The following is a 19616-nucleotide window of genomic DNA, read 5'->3' as shown; positions in this document are numbered from 1 at the left end:
CCACGCTACCGAGCCGCACGCCGTCGACCGAGCACGTGCCCGGGATCAGCGGGTGCGGAGCGACTCGCTCGGGAGCTCGCCGAACCGGGCCCGGTAGGTCGCCGAGAACCGTCCGAGGTGCCCGAAGCCCCACGCGCGGGCGATCTCCGCCACGTTCGTGGCGTCCCGGTCCGCGCGGAGCAGGTCCACCCGGGCACCGTCGAGCCGGACGCTCCGGAGCAGGTCGCCCGGCGTCTGGTCCAGGTGGCGCCGGAGCGACTGCTGCAGGCCACGGGGGCTGAGCCCGGCGGCCTCGGCGATCTCGGTCGTCCCGATGGGTTCGCGGGCGTGGGCGTGCACGTACTCGAGCGCGCGTCGCAGCCGGTCGTGCTCGGGCCCCGAGCCGGTGACGGACGAGCGCCAGCGATCCCGTCGCGGGAACGCCTGCACGGCGGCGGCGACGAACGACTCGGCGATCGACCGCTGCACGATCGGCGTCAGGTCGTGCTCGACGTCGAGCCAGGTGCCGGAGTGCGCGCGGACGACGGACTGCCAGGCGCGCAGTCCCTCGGCCGTCGGACGACGCATCGGCTCGAACGCGAAGTCGTCCTCGCCGACCACCGACCGCACGAAGTCGCGGTCGAGGTGCACGAGGTTCAGCCCGATGTCCCGGTGGTGCAGCGCGTACGCCTCGGCGAAGGGCAGCACGACGGGGACGCCGGGCTCGAGCGCGTGCTCGCGTCCCTGGAACGTGATCGTGCTCGTGCCCGAGCGCATCCACGCGACGAGGAACTCGTCGTCGACCAGGCTCTCGGTCTGCAGGTCGACCAGCAGCCGCGAGGACCGGAGCGACATCCGCGCGTCACCGACGCCCGCGAAGTCCCAGTGCTGCTGCGTGTGCGTCCGGCGGACGCGAGGCGCCCGGAAGTCGTAGTCGCCCGTGAAGAAGGCGAGGGCTTCGTCGATGTCGGTCCCGGCGAGGCGGCGGAAGTAGCGGGCGCCACGGCGCCGACCGTCGTCCTGGCGGCTGGCATCGGTGGCGTCCGGCGACGTCGGGACACCCGGAACGGGCGCCGTCGGCGGCTGGGTCGCACGAGTGAACACCATGCACCGGAGCCTAGGGCGGACCACCGACATCGAGTCGGTCAGGAACTGACCTAGGGCTGCAGGATCGCCTGCCCGACGCTCTCGTCCAGGATCAGGTCGGTCACGAGTCCCGCGGCGAGGGCGCCCTTGAGCGACGCCGCCTTCCCCCGGCCCGCGACGACGCACACCCGGCGGGGCGCCCGCTTGATCGTGTCGAGGTCGGGTCCGCCGGCGCGCGCGTTCACGCCGATGTCCTTCCACGACCCGTCCGCCCGGTAGAAGACCGTCGAGACGTCGCCGACGACCTCGGCCTGCGCGAGCTCGTCGCGGTCGGCCGGGTCGAGGTACCCGCCGGAGTACACGTGCGAGGGCACCGGGGCCTGCGGCGCGCCGACACCGAACACGACGAGGTCCATCCGCTCGTGCAGGTCGAGCACGCGGCGGATGGAGCGCTCGCGGAAGAGCATCTCCTTCGTCGCCGGATCGTCGAAGAACGCCGGGACGGGGAACTGCTGCACGAACGCGCCGTACGCCTCGCCGAACCGCCGCAGGATCTCGGACGCGTAGACGATGCCGGTCGTCCGGGTGTTCGCCGCACCGTTGATCTGCACGACGGTCGAGCCGTGGGTCGTCTTCGGCACGAGGTACCGGCTCACCGCACTCACGGTCGAGCCCCACGAGATGCCGACCACCATGTTCGACTCGACGTACTGCGTCAGGATGCGCGCGGCGGACAGGGCGACACGCTCGAGCCGGTCGACGTCGCTCGTGTGGTCCGGCACCGGCACGACGTGGGCGTGCACGCCGAACCGCGCCCGGATGTTCCGGCTGAGCGCTGCCGCCTGGTCGAGCGGCGAGCGGATCTGGATGTCCACGAGCCCGGTGTCCCTGGCGTACTTCAGCAACCGCGAGACCGACGACCGCGAGGTGCCGAGCTCGTCCGCGATGGCGTCCATCGTCAGGTCCTGCAGGTAGTACAGGTGTGCGGCGCGCAGCGCCTGCTGGGTCCGCATCGGCTGCGCAGCATCGCTCATGGGAACCGAGCATGCACGGACGTGCACGGCCTCTGCAACCCCTGTCGCGCCTCCCGTCCGCTCCCCGGCCCCGTGCCGGGCCGCAGCGACAGGTGTGCTGCACGTTCGTGCACGTAGGTTGCCCGACCTCCCACCGAGGCGCACGATCGGAGTCGACCCCACGGAACCGACCCAAGGAAGCGACGCACCATGTCGAAGAAGACGCAGCCCCGGAACACGGTGACCGCGCTCACCGAGCGCCCCAACGCCCAGGTCCTCATCGTCGGTGGCGGCATCAACGGCATCGCCACCTTCCGCGACCTCGCCCTGCAGGGCGTCGACGTCGTGCTCGTCGAGCGCGGCGACTACGCCGGCGGCGCCTCGGCCGCGTCCAGCCACATGATCCACGGCGGCATCCGCTACCTGGAGAACGGCGAGTTCCGCCTGGTGCGCGAGAGCGTGCAGGAGCGCAACGGCCTGATCCGCATCGCGCCGCACTACGTGAAGCCGCTGCAGACGACGATGCCGATCTTCTCGACGTTCTCCGGCATCATGAACGCCCCGCTGCGCATGCTCACGCACAAGCAGCGCTCGACCAAGGAGCGCGGCGCCGCGCTCATCAAGATCGGCATGACGATCTACGACTCCTTCTCGCGCGACGGCGGCTCGGTGCCGAAGCACCGCTTCCTCACGAAGAAGGCCGCGCTGGCCGACATGCCCGCGCTCAACAAGGACCTGAAGTACACGGGCACCTACTACGACGCGTCCGTGCACGAGCCGGAGCGCCTGGCGCTCGACGTGCTCAAGGACGGCCTCGCCGCGGCGAAGGGCTCCGGCAGCGCCGCGACCGCCCGCTCCGTCAACTACGTCGAGGCAGCCGGCACCCGCGACGGCGGTGTCGTGCTCCGCGACCGCGAGACCGGCGAGGAGTTCGTCTTCTCGGCCGAGGTCGTCGTGAACGCCTCCGGCCCCTGGACCGACCTGACGAACCAGGCGTTCGGCGGCGAGACGAAGTTCATGGGCGGCACGAAGGGCTCGCACATCGTCGTCGACAACCCCGAGCTCCTCGAGGCGACGAAGGGCCGCGAGCTGTTCTTCGAGAACAACGACGGCCGCATCGTCCTCATCTACCCGCTGAAGGGCCGGGTGCTCATCGGCACGACGGACATCGACGCCGACCCGTCGCAGCCGGCGGTGTGCACCGAGGAGGAGGTCGACTACTTCTTCGGGCTCGTCAAGCACGTCTTCCCGCAGATCGCGCTCGACCGCGACCACATCGTGTACCGCTACTCCGGCATCCGCCCGCTCCCCCGCCACGAGGACACCGCACCCGGCTTCGTGTCCCGCGACTACCGGATCGTCGACACCCCGATCGCCGGCCTGCCCGGCACGACCGTGCTCTCGCTCGTCGGCGGCAAGTGGACCACGTTCCGCGCCCTCGCCGCGCACCTGTCCTCGGACGTCACGACGAAGCTCGGTGTGGACCGGAAGGTCGACACGACGGGCATGCCGATCGGCGGCGGCAAGGACTTCCCGACGACCGACGCCCAGCGCGCGCTGTGGATCAAGTCGCACCGGGACGGTCTCGACGAGCAGCTCGTCGACGGCCTGCTCGAGCGCTACGGCACCCGTGCGGCCGAGGTCGTGGACGTCCTGACCGACGGCCCGGTCGAGCCGCTCGAGTCCGACCCGTCGCTCACCCGCGCCGAGGTCGCGTACTTCGCCGAGCACGAGCAGGCGGTCCACCTGGTCGACGTGGTGCTCCGCCGCACGAACCTGGCGTTCGTCGGCGGCGTCACGATCGACCTGCTCGACGAGCTGGCCGACGTCCTCGCCGGGGTGCTCGACTGGACGACCGAGGAGCGCGCGGACGAGGTCCAGCGCACGCTCGACGTCCTGCGCGAGTCGCACGGCGTGATCGTGCCGCTGCACACCTCGGCGGCGCAGCCCGCGTAGTCGGTCGCGACCACCTCACGGACGGGAGGCACGGTGCCAGCTGGCACCGTGCCTCCCGTCCGTCGTGTGGTCACGTCTGCTGCAGCGCGACGCCGCGCCCGGCGCCGAGACGCCGCCTCGCCCGCGAGACGCCGCCGGATCCGGCGGCGTCTCGCAGCGACGAATGCGTCTCGCCGAGCTAGAACCGCTCGCCGGTCGGGTCCTGCGCCGTGCGGTCGACGAGCTCGTCGCCACCGACCGGCTCACCCTCCCAGTCGACGAGGCGCCACCCGTCGGCGGTCGAGCCCTCGAGCTCGACGATGCCGGTGTTCTCGAGGTTGCGCTTCGTCCCGAACTCGTCCGGGGTGTTCTGCGCGACGGCGCTCGCCCACGTCCGGATCGCCGCGCCGTGGCTGACGACCGCGGCGACCGCGACGCCGGTGGCCTCGACCTGCCGGATCGCGCCCTCGTAGCGGGCGAAGAACTCCTCGCCGCTCTCGCCGCCCGGCATCCGGCTGGCCCGGTCCCCCGCCGACCAGCCGTGCACGGTCGAGATGTACAGCTGCACCGAGACCCGGTCGCGCTTGCCCTGGGTGTCGCCGGCCTCGATCTCGCGCAGCCCGGGGAGCACGACGGGTTCGGTCCCGAGCGCGGCGGCGAGGGGCGCAGCCGTCTGCTGGGTGCGGACCAGGGTCGAGACGAAGAGCCGCTCGATCCCGCGGTCGGCGAGGGCGTCCGGCAGCGCCGCGGCCTGCTGCTGCCCGAGGTCCGTCAGCCCCGGACCGGGGACCGCGGCGTCGAGCACGCCGTCCACGTTCGCAGGGGTCTGGCCGTGCCGGATGAGCAGGAGTCGCATGCGCCCCACCCTACGGACGGCCGGTGACCTATCCCTGGCGGGCCTTCCACCGCGGGTCCCGCTTGTTGATGACGTACACGCGGCCGCGGCGTCGCACGATCTGCGAGCCGGGGATCTTCTTGAGCGCCTTGAGCGAGTTGCGGACCTTCACGGGTCTCCTTCCTGCACCGACTCCTTGTTGAGAACGGTTGTCATGTAGGCTACCCGACATGCGCCCTGCAGCAACCACCCTCGTCACCGCCCTGCACGATGCCGACGCAGTCCGCGTCGCGCGCCGGATCGGCAGCGGCCACCGGATGCACGTCCAGGGCGATGCCCTCGCGGCGGCCAGGGGCATCGCCGCGCGACGCGACCAGCTCGACCGCGTGTGCGGACCGGACGCCGACCACGACCTCGTCGTCACGCTCGCGCCGGAGGTGGACGTCCGCGCGGTCGGGATGCTCCTCGCGAACGCCGCCCGTTCGGAGACCGGCGACGACCGGGTCCTGCGCCACGTGGTCGCCGTGCTCCGGGCGGACGACGTCGCCCACCTGCTCTGGTCGGACGTGGACGACGCCTTCGCGGCCGCTGAGCGCGTGGTGGCCCTCGTCGAGTACGCGACCGTGGTCGCGCTCGACCGACTCGAGCCACTCTCCGGCCGTCGTCGTCGGGCGCTCGTGGCGTTGCTCCACCGCATGGCTCCGCAGGCGGCGATCGTCGCGGCACCCGCCGTCAGGGGGCCGCTCGACCTGCCGGCGTCGAACGGCGGCGCCGCCCGCCTGCTGGCCTCCGGCGCCGGCTGGATGCGCGCACTGTCGAGCGACGCCGGCCGGACCGACACCGGGCGAGGGCCGCAGGACGACCTGGTGACGATGCGGTACCGCGAGCCGCTGCCGTTCCACCCCGGGCGACTCGCCGACGTCATCGCGAACGACCTCGCCGCGGGCGCGAACGGGCGGGTCCTGCGCTCGAAGGGGTTCTTCCGACTGGCCTCACGGCCGGACCACGTCGGCTCGTGGTCGAGCTTCGGTGCGATGCTCGCGCTGGACCCGACCGCGAACCCGTCGTGGGACGAGGACGCGCCGGTCGGTCAGGCGATCTGGTTCGTCGGCGAGCGCCTCGACGTGCACGTTGTCGAACGCGCGCTGGACGGCGCACTCCTCACGTCGGAGGAGCTGCTCGCCGGGCCGGACGTCTGGCGTCGGTGGCCGGACCCGTTCCCGGTGTGGCCGGCGCTCGACCCCTCACACGGACACCGGCACGACTGACCGGTGTGCGACGTCGCACGCGTCGATCGACGCGTGCGTCGTCGCAGACCGCGCGCCGTGCTCCGGACGACCGGCGCCCCGGGACGACCGGCGCTGCACGCCCTCAGCGCCGGGCGGTCTCCGCGATCCCGTCGTGCGCCGCGAAGGGCAGGTCGCCCAGGTCGAGGTTCGGGTTCGTGTCCTGCGTGAGCACGAGCTCGCGCGCCTCGGCCTCGGACTCCACCGCGGGCATCGACCCCGGGAGCGGCCGCTGCGAGGACTCGCGCATGCAGAACACACCGATCGCCCCGACGATGCTCATCGCCACGAGGAAGTACGCCGGCGCGAGCTGGTCCCCCGTCGCGGTCAGGAGCGCCTGCACGATGAGCGGCGTCGTTCCACCGAACACCGCGATGGCGATGTTGTAGGCGAAGCCCATGCCCCCGTACCGGGTCGACGTCGGGAAGAGCGCCGGCAACGAGGCCGCCTGGTTCGACACCCACAGCGCGGTCATCAGCGCCAGCAGCCCGAGTCCGGCGAGGGTCGACCACTGCGCTCCGTGCCCGATGAGCAGGAAGGCCGGGACGGCGAGCACGACCGTGGTGCCGGCACCGATCCACATCACCGTGCGACGACCGATCCGGTCGGAGACGCGACCGGCGACCGGCAGCATCACCGCGAGCAGCACGAGCACGGGGATGGTGAGGAGCGTCCCGTCGATCGCCGAGTACCCCAGCGAGTCGGTCAGGTACGTCGGCATGTACGAGGTCAGCGCGTAGCCGACCGTGTTCGAGGCGCCGACGAGCATGATCGCGATGACGATCGGGCGCCAGTGGTCCCGCACCATGACGAGCACGTTGGCGGGCCGACCGCCCTCGGCGGCCTCGCGGTCCGAGGCGGCGGCCTCCTGCGCCGCCTGGGTCGCCTGGAAGACCGGCGACTCCTCGATGCGCAGGCGGAACCAGATCGCGACGACGCCGATCACGCCGGCGAGCAGGAACGGGAGGCGCCAGCCCCACGCGGTCATCGTCTCGTCGCCGAGCGACACCTGCAGCACGGTCACCACGGTGGCGCCGAGCGCGAAGCCCATGTAGCTGCCGAAGTCGAGGATGCTCGCGAAGAAGCCGCGCCGACGGTCGGGGGCGTACTCGGTCACGAACGTGGTCGCGCCGGCGTACTCGCCACCGGTCGAGAAGCCCTGCGCGAGCTTCAGCACGACGAGCACGACCGGAGCGACCGCGCCGATGGTCGACCATGCCGGCAGCACTCCGATCAGGAACGTCGACGACGCCATCAGGATCAGCGTCGTGGCGAGCACCTTCTGCCGTCCCAGCCGGTCCCCCAGCCGACCGAACACGATGCCGCCCAGGGGTCGCGCGACGTAGGTCGCCGCGAACACCCCGAGGCTGAACAGGATCTGCACCGACGGCTCGGCCGTGGGCAGGAACACCTTGCCCATCGTGACCGCCAGGTAGCCGTACACCCCGACGTCGTACCACTCCATCGTGTTGCCGACGACCATCCCGCTGACGGCCCGGCGCATCATGCTCTTGTCGACCACCGTGACGTCGCTGACCCGCAGACGTCGGGGCGGTCGGGTGGTGGTACTGCTGGGGTCGGAACCCATACGCGATCTCCTCGTGGTGGGGACGGGCCGATCGGTACCGGCCCGGAACAGCCAGCAACGGTACCGAGCGACCGACATGTCACTGGCCGGGGATTCACAGGTACCGGCGTGTCACCCGGACGGGGGTCACGCCCGATCCGTACGACGGTGCCGATCGGCCCGAAGGTCACGACGCGGTAACGTCTGCCCCGTGGCGATCGAACCGGACACGAAGAACTGGACCTGGGTGATCGGGACCGCGTGCCCCGACTGCGGCTTCGACGGGGCGACCCTGGCGTTCCGCGACGTCCCGTCGGTCATCGCCGAGAACGCTGCCGCGTGGCCGGAGCAGCTGGCCCGTCCGGACGTCCGGCAGCGCCCCGACGACCGCAGGTGGTCGCCACTGGAGTACGGCGCGCACGTCCGCGACGTCCACCGGAAGATGACGGAACGGCTCCGGCTCGTGCTCGCCGAGGACGACCCGACCTTCCCGAACTGGGACCAGGACGCCACCGCCGCCCAGGACCGCTACGGCGAGCAGGATCCGGCGGTCGTCGCCCGGGAGCTCACCGATGCGGCCCGTGACGCGGCGGCCGCGTTCGCCGCCGTCCCCGACGGCGCCGTCGGACGGACGGGGCGGCGCTCGGACGGCAGCGCCTTCACGGTCACGACCCTCGCGACCTACTACGCGCACGACCCGGTGCACCACCTGTGGGACGTGCGTCGGACCGCCCACCGCACGGGGTGACGGACGGGAGGCGCGGTGCCGGCCCGCACAGCGCCTCCCGTCCGCCCCTGGTCGCCTCGCGACTCAGGCGAGTGCGTCGAGCAGGGCGCGCGCGGTCACGGCGTCGGTCACCAGCTCGTTGATCATGCCGGCACGGACGGCGCCGATGATGCTCGGCACCTTCGCCGACCCGACGGCGACGCCGACCGCGTGCGGGACGCCCGCGAGCACCTCGCGCGACGTCCGGACCATGCGCTCGCTGCCGGGGAACTCGATCGGCGACCCGTCGGCGGCGAAGAAGTTGAGACAGACGTCACCGGCGGCCTGGTCGAACACGGCGTCCTCGACCGGGATCCCCCGCGCCAGCGCATCGCGTGTGGGGGTCGGTGCGCCGACGCCCAGGATCGCACCCTTCGCCCGCCCCCACAGGCCGACGACGTGCTGGAAGGCGGGGTCCTCGTCGAGCGATGCCCGCATGGCGGCCGACGGCAGGGCCTGCGCGAACAGGAACGCCGGGATCGCGCCGGAGTGCTCGGCGGCCGTCCGGGTGATCTCGTTCGTCTGGAACCACGGCATCGGGTCCGCCTGCCCGCCGACGGTGGGGACGAGCTGCACGCCCGCGAGCTGCGGCATCCCGGTCTGCGCGACGTCGTAGACCGTCCGACCGGACGACACCAGGACCGCGTCGCCCGGGGTGAGCCCCATCCCCTCGACAGCGGTCGCGATCGGGGCGGCCAGGTCGGCGCCGAGCGTCGCCTGGTGCGTCACGGCCGCCAGGTGCACGGCGCGCAGCCCGAGCACGACCTGCAGCCGTTCGGCGAGCGCGACGGTCTCGTCCTGGAAGGGGTCCACGACGTCGATCCGGACGAGGCCGGCGCGGCGCGCCTCGGCGACCAGTCGGCTGACCGTGGGGCGCGAGACCCCGAGGCGCGAGGCGATCTCGACCTGGGTGGCGTCCTCGAGGTAGTACATCCGGGCCGCCTGGTAGACGGTGTCCAGCGGGAAACGGGCCCGCGACCCCTCGGCGCCGGTGGTGCTCTCGGAGGACATGCTGCGGCACCCTTCGGATCGGTCGGACACTCGGATCGTAGTCCGACCGAGGGTCACCGGATCGTGAACCCGCCGTCCACGCGGAGGTCGGCGCCGTTCACCATCGCGGCACCGTCGCTCGCCAGGAACAGCACCGCGGCGGCGATCTCGGCGGGGGTCGCGAAGCGGCCGGTCGGGATCTCGTCCTGGTGCCGGATGCCCGCCGCCTTCGCCCAGGCCGCACGACCCAGGTCGGTGAGCACGACCGTCGGCGAGACCGTGTTGACCGTGACCCCGCGCCCGCCCCACTCGAGCGCGAGCACCCGGGTCAGACCGAGGACGCCGGCCTTCGACGCGCAGTACGCGGCGTGCCGGTCGAGGCCGACGTGGGCCGCCTGCGACGCGATGTTCACGATGCGCCCGGTGCCGGCGGCGAGCATGTGCCGCCCGACTGCCTGCGCGAGCCGGAAGGTGCCCGTCAGGTTGACGTCGAGGGTGCGCGCCCACGCCCCGGCGTCGAGGTCCTCGGCGGCGTCGAGCGCGACGATGCCCGCGCAGTTCACGAGCACGTCCATCGAGCCCGCGGCGTCGACGACCTGCTGGACCGCGGCCGCGACGGAGCCGTCGTCGGTGACGTCGCACGCGAGGCCGAGGTGCTCCCCGGCCGTGACGGCGGGCAGCTCGGCGGCGGCCGCCGCCGAGGGGTCCGCACGGACGTCGACGATGGCGACGCGGGCACCGCGGGAGGCGAAGGCGTGCGCGATGGCGTTCCCGATGCCGGACGCGCCGCCCGTCACGACCGCGGTCCGGCCGGTCAGGTCGTTCGTCAGGTCGACGGTCCCGGGACCGGGTCGCAGTGCCGCGGCGAAGTCGGTGGCGGTGGCGGTGTCGGTGCCGGTGGCGCTGTCGACGGCGTCGGTCATGGTCGCTCCCTTGCGATGGATCGGTGTGGTGTGGGAACCATAGCAGAAATTGTGTTCTGGACATCTGTTCCGACGCGTGTACAGTCGTCGCCGAATCATCGGAACGGGCGCCCCGCCCGGCTGACCAACGGAGGACCAGCACATGTCGACGACGACGACGACCGAGACCCCGGCGCAGTGTGAGGCGCACCTCGAGATCCCGACCACGATGCGCGCCGTCGTGGTGCACGGGCCCGGTGACTACCGACTCGAGGAACGTCCGGTGCCGCAGCCCGGCCCGGGCGAACTGCTGCTCCGCACCGACGCCGTCGGCATCTGCGCGAGCGACCTGAAGTGCTACCACGGCGCCGCGAAGTTCTGGGGCGACGAGAACCGGCCGGCGTGGGCGGAGGCCGACCGGATCCCCGGCCACGAGTTCGTCGGGACGATCGTCGCCGGTGACGACGCCGCACTCGCGAAGCGCGGTGTGACGCTCGGCGACCGGATCGCGTGCGAGCAGATCGTCCCGTGCTGGGAGTGCCGGTACTGCCTCGAGGGTGCCTACTGGATGTGCGCCGTCCACGACATGTTCGGGTTCAAGGGCTTCGACGGTGCGATGGCCGAGTACGTGCTCGTCCCGGCGAAGGCCCTGACCCATCCGGTCGACCGCGCGCTGCCGGGCCAGGTCGCCGCCTTCGCCGAGCCGCTCTCCTGCGCCTTCCACGCCGTCGAGCGCGGCGAGATCAGGTTCGGCGACACCGTGGTGATCGCCGGCGCCGGCCCGATCGGCCTGTCCGCCATCGCCGGTGCCCGCCAGAAGAACCCGCTGCGGATCATCGCGCTCGACGTCGTCGACGACAAGCTCGCGCTCGCCCGCAAGGTCGGTGCCGACCTGACGATCAACATCGCGCAGGAGGACGCCGTCGCCCGGGTCAAGGAACTCACCGACGGCTACGGCGCCGACGTCTACATCGAGGCGACCGGTCACCCCTCCGCGGTGCCCCAGGGCCTGAACCTGCTCCGCAAGCTCGGCACGTTCGTCGAGTACTCGGTCTTCAAGGACGCCGTCTCGGTCGACTGGTCGATCATCTCCGACGACAAGGAGCTCGACGTCCGGGGCGCCCACCTCGGCCCGCACACCTGGCCGGCGGCGATCAAGCTGCTCGAGTCGGGCACGCTGCCGATGGACGAGATCTGCACGCACCAGTTCCCGCTCGAGGACTTCCAGCAGGCCCTCGACCTGGTGGGCGACTCCGCCGGCGCGTCGGTGAAGGTGTCGATCATCCCGTCGCTCTCGGCGCCCACCACGTCCGCCCCGACCGTGTCCGCCGCGCGGGCCTGAGCGCCGAGGAGTCCCGCGATGTCGACGACGACCGCGCGCACCACCACCGCGCCCACGACCGCCGCCGCCCGCCCCGAGGGTCGACTCGACCGGATGGGCATCCCCCGTCCGCTCGCCCTCGGCTTCGTCGCCGTGCTCGTCTTCATGACGGGCAACGGCGTCGAGTCGAACTTCATCACGCCGCACATGGTCGCGGTCCTCGGTAGCCCCGAGGCCACCGTCGCCACGATCGTGACGTTCTACAGCCTCGCCGCCCTCATCGGCAGCTACGTCTCCGGCGCCCTCTCCGACCTGATCGGGCCGCGCCGGGTGATGATCCTCGGGTTCGCCGTCTGGGTGGTCTTCGAGGTGCTGTTCCTGCTGGCGCTGAACGTCGAGAGCGTGCCCTTCGCCGCCGTCGCCTACGCCCTGCGCGGCTTCGGCTACCCGCTCTTCGCGTTCGCCTTCCTGGTCTGGGTGAACATCACCACGCCGGTCGAGCGCAACGGCGCAGCGGTGGGGTGGTTCTACGTCGCCTTCACCGGTGGCCTGCCGACGCTCGGCTCCCTGTTCGCCATCGGGGCCATCCAGGTGTTCGGTGGCGGGACGATCGGTGAGACGGGCGCGATGATCGCCTCGATCGGCCTCGTGGTCGCCGGGTTCCTCATCATGCTGTTCGGCGTCCGCCTGCCGAACGGCTTCTCGCGGATCGCGCCGGCCGCGGAGAGCGCCTGGCGGGTCCTGACGAGCGGCATCCGCCTCACCGCGACGCGACCGAAGATCCTGATGGGCTTCCTCGTCCGCCTCATCAACACCGCACCCGAGTTCGGCATGTTCGTCGTGCTGCCCGCCGTGATCGCGAACGACCGCGGCTGGGGCCAGAGCCGCTGGCTGCTCATGACCGTCTGCGTCTACGCGACGAACATCCTGGTGAACGCCCTGTTCGGCTGGGTCGGCGACCGCATCGGCTGGCAGCGCACCGTCAAGTGGTTCGGCATCGTCGGCTCCGCGACCGGGCTCGTGGCCTGGTGGTACGTGCCGCAGCTGGTGCCCGCCGGGTCGGACTGGGGCTACGTGCTCTCGGTCGTGGCCGGCTGCGTGTTCGGGTGCCTGCTCGCGGGCTTCGTCCCGATGGGCGCGATCATGCCGGCGCTCGCTCCGGAGCACAAGGGTGCCGCGATGGCGATGTACACCACGGCCGCCGGCGGCGCGGCGTTCCTCGGCACCGGCGTCGTCGCAGCGGTCTTCGCGCTCGGCGGCGGCGGCCAGGCGGTCACCTGGACGTTCGTCGGCCTCTACGCCTGCGCGTTCGTGATGATCCACTTCCTCGACGTGCCGCAGGGGCGCCCGCACCGCGGCACCCGCTGAGGCACGCCGACCCGACCCCGGGCGGCGGTGGCCGTCCCACCGCCGCCCGGTCCCCCCGATGCGCACACCCCCTCACCGGCACGCGCGACCCCTCCGACCCGACCGACGCACCCGGTCGTCCGACCCGATCCTGACCCCATCCACCGGACCCCGGTCCACCGCACGACAGGAACGACCCCCATGACCACCATCCACGACGACCCCGAGGACTTCGCCGAGGACCAGCTCGCCGGCTGGCTCGCCCTGTACGCCGACCGCGTCCGCGGCGTGCACGGCGGCGTCGTCGCACTCCCGACGGAGGGCGCCGAGCGCCAGGTCGCCGTCGTCGTCGGCGGCGGCTCCGGGCACTACCCTGCGTTCTGCGGCGTCGTCGGTCCGGGCTTCGCCACCGGTGCCGTCGTCGGCAACGTCTTCACCTCGCCCTCGGCGGCGCAGGTCTACTCGGTCGCCAAGGCCGCCGACCAGGGCCGCGGCGTCGTGCTGTCCTTCGGCAACTACGCCGGTGACACCATGAACTTCGGGCTCGCCGCCGAGCGGCTCCGCGCCGAGGGCATCGACACCCGGATCGTCGTCGTGACCGACGACGTGGCGAGCGCGGACGAGGTCACGAAGCGTCGCGGCATCGCCGGCGACTTCTCGGTGTTCAAGGCGATGGGTGCCGCCGCGGCCGCCGGCGCGGAGCTGGACGAGGTCGAGCGCGTCGGCACCGCCGCGAACGCCGCCACCCGCACGATCGGCGTCGCATTCTCCGGCTGCACCATGCCCGGCGCCACCGAGCCGCTCTTCTCGGTCCCCGACCGCCACCTCGGGCTCGGGCTCGGCATCCACGGCGAACCCGGCATCCAGGACGTCCCGGTGCTGCCGGCGCGGGACCTCGCCGCGCTGCTCGTCGAGCGTCTGCTGGCCGAACGACCCGAGGGCGCCGGACCGCGGGTGGCGCCGATCCTCAACGGCCTGGGCGACACGAAGTACGAGGAGCTCTTCCTGCTGTGGGGCCGGGTGCTGCCCCTCCTCGAGGACGCGGGGCTCGAGGTCGTCGAGCCCGAGGTCGGCGAACTGGTCACGAGCCTCGACATGGGCGGCTGCTCGCTGACGCTGCAGTTCCTCGACGACGAGCTCGAACGGTACTGGCGCGCCGATGCCTACACGCCGGCGTACCGCAAGGTCGCCGCCCCGGTCGCCGCGCTCGTGCCGGCCGCGGCCGTCACCGAGGCCGCTGCCGAGGCGACGGTCGTGCCGGAGGCGACCGGTGCCTCCCGGCGGGCCGCCGAGACCGCACGCGTCGCCGTCGAGGCGATGGACGTCCTGCTCCGCGAGCAGGAGGAGACGCTGGGCCGCATCGACGCGGTCGCCGGTGACGGCGACCACGGTCGCGGCATGGTCAAGGGCATCGGTGCGGCCCGTCGCGCCGTCGAGCAGACCGACCGGGAGGCCGGGGTCGCCTTCGTCCTCGGCCGTGCCGGTGAGGCGTGGGCCGCGTCGGCCGGCGGCACGTCCGGTGTGCTGTGGGGTGCGGCACTCGAGGCGTTCGGCCGCGCGCTCGGCGACGACGCCGAGCACGTGGACGCGGCCGACGTCGTCGCGGCCGCCCAGGCCTTCGCGGACTCGATCGTCCACCTCGGTGGCGCGTCCCGCGGTGACAAGACCCTGCTCGACGCCCTGATGCCGTTCGTCGACGAGCTGCGGTCCCGGGTCGACGAGGGTGCCGACACGGCGGAGGCGTGGCAGGCGGCGGCCGGGGTCGCGGTCGAGCAGGCGGCGGCCACGGCGGACCTGCGGCCGAGGGTCGGGCGTGCCCGGCCGCTGGCCGAGAAGAGCGTGGGGACGCCCGACGCGGGCGCCACCTCGATGGGGATGGTCCTCACGCGGATCGGCGAGGTGCTCGCGGTCCGCGCACGACGCGAAGGAGTGGACGCATGACGTACCGGTTGGTGGTGGGCTCCGACGACGCGGGCTTCGACTACAAGGAGGTCATCAAGCGTGACCTCGAGGCGGACGACCGCGTGGCGAGCGTCGTCGACGTCGGGGTCGACGCCGACGGCCACACGGCGTACCCGCACGTGGCGGTGGACGCGGCGCGGATGGTGGCGGACGGTCAGGCCGACCGCGCGATCCTGGTCTGCGGCACCGGGCTCGGGGTGGCGATCAGCGCGAACAAGGTCCCCGGCATCCGAGCCGTCACCGCTCACGACTCGTTCAGCGTCGAGCGCTCCGTGCTGTCGAACGACGCGCAGGTGCTCTGCATGGGGCAGCGCGTGATCGGGCTCGAGCTCGCACGGCGACTGGCGAAGGAGTGGCTCGGGTACGAGTTCGACTCGACGAGCGCGAGCGCCGAGAAGGTCGCGGCGATCTGCGGCTACGACGGCTCGGTGCCGGTCGGTACCGACGTCGGGAGGGCATGAGGGCGCTGGGTCCGCGGATCCCCAGCGCGCTGTCGGGTGCGCGACGTACGGTGCTCGCGCACCCGACGCTCCACGGCGACGCCGCTCGTGCACCCACCGCACCACCGAAGGGGACCCGATGAAGAAGTCAGCCTGGCTGCCCGCCGCGATCGCCCCGGTCGTCGTGGCCGGAGCGATCGCCGCGCCCGTCATCGCGAACGCCGCCGCCGACCCGGTCGCCGGCACGGACCCGAGCGCGGCGGACGTGCTCGCGAGCATCGCGGCGTCCCGGGACGCGCAGTACTCGGGCACGCTCTCGCAGACGAGCGACCTCGGCCTGCCGGAACTCCCCTCGGGCAGCGGTGGGTCCTCGCTCGAGGGTGGTGCGTCCGACGTCCTCGGGCTGCTCACCGCATCACACACCGCGCGCCTGTACGTCGGTGGCGAGGACGAACAGCGCTTCCAGCTGACGCAGCAGCTCGCCGAGCAGGACGTCGTCCGGAACGGGTCCGACGTGTGGACGTGGGACTCGGAGGAGCGCAAGGCCGTGCACCTCACGCTCCCCGCCGGTTCCGAGGGCCCCACGGCCGGCGCGACCACGCCGGCGCAGGCCGCCGAGCGTGCGGTCGCGGCGATCACACCGAGCACCCGGGTCTCCGAGCCGACGACGGTCCGCGTCGCCGGTCACGACGCGTGGCAGGTCATCCTGACGCCGAGGTCCGACGACACGCTGGTCGGCAGCGTCCGGCTGGCGGTGGACCAGCAGACCGGGCTCCCGCTCCGCGTCACGGTGACGGCGGCCGGGCAGGACGACCCGGCGTTCCAGGTCGGCTTCACGAGTCTCGACTACGGCGCACCCGACGCCCGACTGTTCGACTTCACGCCGCCGGCCGGCGCGGACGTCACGACGAAGGACCTCTCCGACGCGGGTCAGCACCGACCGAGCCAGCACGGGCAGTCACAGGGTGCCGGTGTCCGGCCGACGGTGACCGGGTCCGGCTGGGACAGCATCGTCGAGCTGCCGACCGGGGACTCCGCCCGGACGACCCGGGACCCTGACGCATCGGCACTCCTCGACCAGCTGACGAAGCCGGTCGACGGCGGCCGGGCGCTGCAGACATCGCTCGTCTCGGTGTACCTGACGGACGACGGCCGGGTGCTCGCCGGCGCCGTGCCGGTGTCCGCGCTGGTCGCCGCCGCGAAGTGACGGCAGCACCGCAGCCGGGCGAGACAGCGCGGCAGCCGGGCGAGACAGCGCGGCAGCCGGACGACGCGTCGTCCGAGCTCGCAGTCCGCACCGAGGGGCTCGTCAAGGTTTTCCGGAAGCAGCGGGCCGTCGACGGCATCGACCTGGCCGTACCGCGCGGGTCGGTCTTCGGGTTCCTCGGCCCGAACGGCTCGGGCAAGACCACCACGATCCGCATGCTCCTCGGACTGTCCTCGGCGACGAGCGGCACGATCGAGGTGCTCGGCCGACCGGTCCCGGGCGCTCTGCAGGAGGTCCTGCCCCGTGTCGGCGCGCTCGTCGAGGGCCCGGCCGCGTACCCGTACCTGTCCGGACGCGCGAACCTGCAGCGTTTCGACGTCGCCGACCCGAGCTCCGACCCGCGCACCCGTCGGGACCGCGTCGCGGTCGCCCTCGAACGCGTGGGGCTCACCCACGCCGCGGACAAGAAGGCACACGCCTACTCGCTCGGCATGAAGCAGCGCCTGGGGCTGGCGAACGCCCTGCTCGCGCCGCGCGACCTGCTCGTGCTCGACGAGCCGACGAACGGTCTCGACCCCCAGGGCACGCGCGAGGTCCGGAACCTCATCCGCTCGCTCGCCGACGACGGCACCACGGTGTTCGTGTCGAGCCACCTGCTCGCCGAGATCGAGCAGGTCTGCACGCACGCCGCCGTGATGCGGAGCGGACGCCTCGTGGCGCAGGGGTCCCTCGACGACCTGCGCGCCACCGGTGGCCGGACCGTCACCGTACGGACCCCGGACGTCGGCGAGGCCTCCGCGGTCCTCGTCCGGATCGGGCTCTCCCCCCGGCGCGACGCCGGTTCGGACGCCCTCGTCGCGGACCTGCCCGCCGACCTCGAGCCGGAGACCATCACGGCGGCGCTCGTCCGTGCCGACGTCCGCGTCCGTGGCATCGCGCTCGGCGGTGGCACCCTCGAGGACCTGTTCGTCGCGCTCACCGGGGAGGGCTTCGATGTCGCAGCTTGACACCGCGCACCGGCCCAGGCGACCGTTCGCCCTGCTCGGCTCCGAACTCGCCCTGGTGTTCCGCCGTCGACGGACCTGGGCGATGCTCGGCGCGCTCGCACTCGTGCCGGTGCTCATCGCGATCGCCGTCCGGCTGACCACGGACCCGAGCGACCGCGGCCCCGCGTTCCTCGGCGACATCACGAACAACGGGCTCTTCGTCGCCTTCACGGCGCTGACGGTGTCGATCCCGCTGTTCCTGCCGCTCACCGTCGGGGTGGTGTCCGGGGACACCGTCGCCGGCGAGGCGAACCACGGCACGATCCGCTACCTGCTCGTCGCACCGACCGGCCGGCTGCGGTTCATCGTCGTGAAGTACGTCGGGGCGGTCGCGTTCAGCCTGGCGGCGACGCTCCTCGTGGTGCTCGTCGGCGCGGCGATCGGCGCACTGCTGTTCCCGATCGGCCCGATCACGCTGCTGTCCGGGACCCAGGTCGACGGCTGGTCGTACGCCGGCCGGGCCGTGCTCCTCGCGCTCTACGTGACCCTGTCGATGCTCGGCCTGTCCGCGATCGGCCTGTTCGCGTCGACGCTCACGACCGTCCCGGTCGGGGCGATGGCGGCGACGGTCGTGCTCGCCGGGGTGTCGCAGGTGCTCGACCAGCTCCCCCAGCTCGACTGGTTGCACCCGTTCCTGTTCTCGCACCTGTGGCTCGGGTTCGGAGACCTGCTCCGCGACCCGATCGCGTTCGACTCGTTCGGGCAGAACGCTCTGCTGCAGCTCGGGTACGTCGCGGTGTTCGGCGCGCTGGCGTACGGCCGGTTCGCGACGAAGGACGTCCTGAGCTAGCGACGGTCGAACGACGAGACGGTCCGACCCCGCAGGGCCGGACCGTCTCGTCGTCGTGGACGGACCTCGCTCAGGACGCGGGTGACGCGCTCCCGCCCGCCATCGTCTCGGTGTCGGCACCGCGCTGCTCGCCGTAGCGGTCGCGCAGGTCCCGGGCCTTCTCGGACCGGTACCAGTCGAGGCGCGCACCGGTCTCGACGGTCTGCATGCCGATCACGACCTTGCCGCGGGAGCGCATCTCGGCCAGGTCCTCGTACGCGTCCACGATGAACTCGAACGGGTAGAAGCCGGAGATGAGCACCTGCACGCGCCGGTCCTGCACGGCCTTGGCGAGCATGACGAGCAGGTCGCGCGCCTCCTCGTCGTCCGCGGGGGCGCGGAGGAAGCGGAGTTCGACGTCGCGACGGTGCTCGGAGGTCACGAGCCGCTCCGACGGCACGCCGAGGCGCTTCGCGAGGTCCGCCGCACCGCCCCCGCCGTGGTTGTCGATGAACGCGGTGATCGCTCGGCCGGCCGCCATCTGGCGGATGCGGTCCTCCTCGCCCTCGCCGTAGGCCACGGGCAGCGTCCCGATCTGGCGCAGGTAGTCGTGGTTCCGCGGGCTGCCGAGCGCGATCACGGTCGCGCCGGCGTCGTGGGCGAGCTGGCACTCGATGTGCCCGACCCCACCCGCGGCGGCGCTGATCACGACGGTGTCCTCGGGGCCGAGGCGCAGGCCGCGGACGATCGTCGCGGCGGTCGCTCCGGCGAGGTACAGCCCACCGGCGACCTCCCAACCGACGTGTTCGGGCTTCTTGATGACCGCGCCGCGCGGCACGCGCACCCACGTGGCGTGCGCGCCGCCGTCCGGGGCGTGTCCCATGACCTCGTCGCCGACCTTGAGGTCCTTGACCTCGGCGCCGCGTGCGCGGACGATGCCGGCGAAGTCGACGCCCTGGTGGGCCGGGAACGCGAGGTCGATGTGGTCGCGGAGCTTCCCCTCGCGGAGGAACCGCTCGACGTGGTTCAGGCCGGCGGCGACGACCTCGACGACGACCTCGCCGGGTCCGGGTTCGGGACGTTCCTGCGGGACGAGGTCGACGACGTCGAACCCGCCGTACCGGTCGTACTGCACGGCACTACCGATGCGCATGAGGGACTCCTT

General features: G+C 72.6%; 18 protein-coding genes. 10 read left to right on the top strand and 8 right to left on the bottom strand.

From position 1 onward, the window contains the following. Positions 1-45: 45 nt before the first annotated feature. Together HUN58_RS12720 and HUN58_RS12715 are read right to left on the bottom strand one after the other, a co-directional pair. Positions 46-1086: an AraC family transcriptional regulator gene (locus tag HUN58_RS12720; protein WP_180224864.1), complete on the bottom strand. Its 1041-nt coding sequence runs from the start codon at positions 1084-1086 to the stop codon at positions 46-48. A 50-nt stretch (positions 1087-1136) separates the two neighbouring features. Then, complete coding sequence (locus HUN58_RS12715; RefSeq protein ID WP_058743281.1) at positions 1137-2099, bottom strand: sugar-binding transcriptional regulator; 963 nt, start codon at positions 2097-2099, stop codon at positions 1137-1139. A gap of 189 nt (positions 2100-2288) precedes the next feature. Between HUN58_RS12715 and HUN58_RS12710 the strand changes: the two genes are divergently transcribed. Further along, a complete protein-coding gene (locus HUN58_RS12710; protein ID WP_180224863.1) occupies positions 2289-4034 on the top strand; it encodes a glycerol-3-phosphate dehydrogenase/oxidase in 1746 nt (581 codons plus the stop codon). A gap of 178 nt (positions 4035-4212) precedes the next feature. On the opposite strand, the gene HUN58_RS12705 is transcribed toward HUN58_RS12710, so the two are convergent. Both HUN58_RS12705 and ykgO read right to left on the bottom strand, forming a co-directional pair. Continuing rightward, positions 4213-4869, bottom strand: a complete 657-nt coding sequence (locus HUN58_RS12705; protein ID WP_180224862.1) for a histidine phosphatase family protein — start codon at positions 4867-4869, stop codon at positions 4213-4215. Positions 4870-4897: 28 nt separating this feature from the next. Continuing rightward, positions 4898-5020 (bottom strand): type B 50S ribosomal protein L36, encoded by a 123-nt coding sequence (gene ykgO, locus HUN58_RS12700; RefSeq protein ID WP_058743312.1) that lies wholly within the window; start codon positions 5018-5020, stop codon positions 4898-4900. A 58-nt stretch (positions 5021-5078) separates the two neighbouring features. On the opposite strand from ykgO, the gene HUN58_RS12695 reads away from it, so the two are divergent. Continuing rightward, positions 5079-6116: a GTP-binding protein gene (locus HUN58_RS12695; protein ID WP_180224861.1), complete on the top strand. Its 1038-nt coding sequence runs from the start codon at positions 5079-5081 to the stop codon at positions 6114-6116. 103 nt (positions 6117-6219) lie between these two features. On the opposite strand, the gene HUN58_RS12690 is transcribed toward HUN58_RS12695, so the two are convergent. Further along, complete coding sequence (locus tag HUN58_RS12690; RefSeq protein WP_114849802.1) at positions 6220-7722, bottom strand: MFS transporter; 1503 nt, start codon at positions 7720-7722, stop codon at positions 6220-6222. Positions 7723-7912: 190 nt separating this feature from the next. Between HUN58_RS12690 and HUN58_RS12685 the strand changes: the two genes are divergently transcribed. Then, the gene (locus tag HUN58_RS12685) at positions 7913-8449 is read left to right on the top strand and encodes a DinB family protein (RefSeq protein ID WP_180224860.1); all 537 of its coding nucleotides are present in this window, start codon (positions 7913-7915) and stop codon (positions 8447-8449) included. A 63-nt stretch (positions 8450-8512) separates the two neighbouring features. Here HUN58_RS12685 and HUN58_RS12680 read toward each other — a convergent pair whose 3' ends face one another. After that, a complete protein-coding gene (locus HUN58_RS12680; protein ID WP_058743316.1) occupies positions 8513-9478 on the bottom strand; it encodes a sugar-binding transcriptional regulator in 966 nt (321 codons plus the stop codon). Between the two features lie 53 nt (positions 9479-9531). Next, positions 9532-10380 carry a GolD/DthD family dehydrogenase gene (locus HUN58_RS12675; protein WP_180224859.1) on the bottom strand — a complete coding sequence of 283 codons (849 nt, stop codon included), beginning with the start codon at positions 10378-10380 and terminating at the stop codon, positions 9532-9534. Positions 10381-10522: 142 nt separating this feature from the next. Here HUN58_RS12675 and HUN58_RS12670 point away from each other — a divergent pair, with 142 nt between their 5' ends. The 7 genes from HUN58_RS12670 to HUN58_RS12640 all read left to right on the top strand — a co-directional run bounded on the left by HUN58_RS12670 (position 10523) and on the right by HUN58_RS12640 (position 18472). Continuing rightward, positions 10523-11701, top strand: a complete 1179-nt coding sequence (locus HUN58_RS12670) for a zinc-binding dehydrogenase (protein ID WP_180224858.1) — start codon at positions 10523-10525, stop codon at positions 11699-11701. Positions 11702-11719: 18 nt separating this feature from the next. Then, complete coding sequence (locus HUN58_RS12665; protein WP_217488528.1) at positions 11720-13048, top strand: MFS transporter; 1329 nt, start codon at positions 11720-11722, stop codon at positions 13046-13048. 180 nt (positions 13049-13228) lie between these two features. Then, complete coding sequence (locus tag HUN58_RS12660) at positions 13229-14968, top strand: dihydroxyacetone kinase family protein (RefSeq protein ID WP_058743378.1); 1740 nt, start codon at positions 13229-13231, stop codon at positions 14966-14968. Continuing rightward, on the top strand, positions 14965-15450 hold the full coding sequence (locus HUN58_RS12655; RefSeq protein ID WP_058743379.1) for a ribose-5-phosphate isomerase: 486 nt from the start codon (positions 14965-14967) through the stop codon (positions 15448-15450). The genes HUN58_RS12660 and HUN58_RS12655 overlap by 4 nt, the downstream gene beginning before the upstream one ends. Positions 15451-15568: 118 nt before the next feature. After that, entirely contained in the window at positions 15569-16636 is a 1068-nt protein-coding gene (locus tag HUN58_RS12650; RefSeq protein WP_180224857.1) for a sigma-E factor regulatory protein RseB domain-containing protein, read from the top strand. Further along, positions 16633-17643, top strand: coding sequence for an ABC transporter ATP-binding protein (locus tag HUN58_RS12645; RefSeq protein ID WP_114849806.1), 1011 nt, complete (start codon positions 16633-16635; stop codon positions 17641-17643). Before HUN58_RS12650 ends, HUN58_RS12645 begins: the two co-directional genes overlap by 4 nt. Then, positions 17630-18472 carry an ABC transporter permease gene (locus HUN58_RS12640; RefSeq protein WP_180224856.1) on the top strand — a complete coding sequence of 281 codons (843 nt, stop codon included), beginning with the start codon at positions 17630-17632 and terminating at the stop codon, positions 18470-18472. Before HUN58_RS12645 ends, HUN58_RS12640 begins: the two co-directional genes overlap by 14 nt. A gap of 70 nt (positions 18473-18542) precedes the next feature. Here the strand turns inward: HUN58_RS12640 and HUN58_RS12635 are convergent, their stop codons facing one another. Continuing rightward, positions 18543-19604, bottom strand: coding sequence for an NADP-dependent oxidoreductase (locus tag HUN58_RS12635; RefSeq protein WP_114849808.1), 1062 nt, complete (start codon positions 19602-19604; stop codon positions 18543-18545). Positions 19605-19616 lie beyond the last annotated feature (12 nt).

The organism is Curtobacterium sp. Csp1, assembly GCF_013347185.1.
Note: the sequence above shows the minus strand (reverse complement) of the source record. Positions and strands in the feature narration are given on the sequence as shown.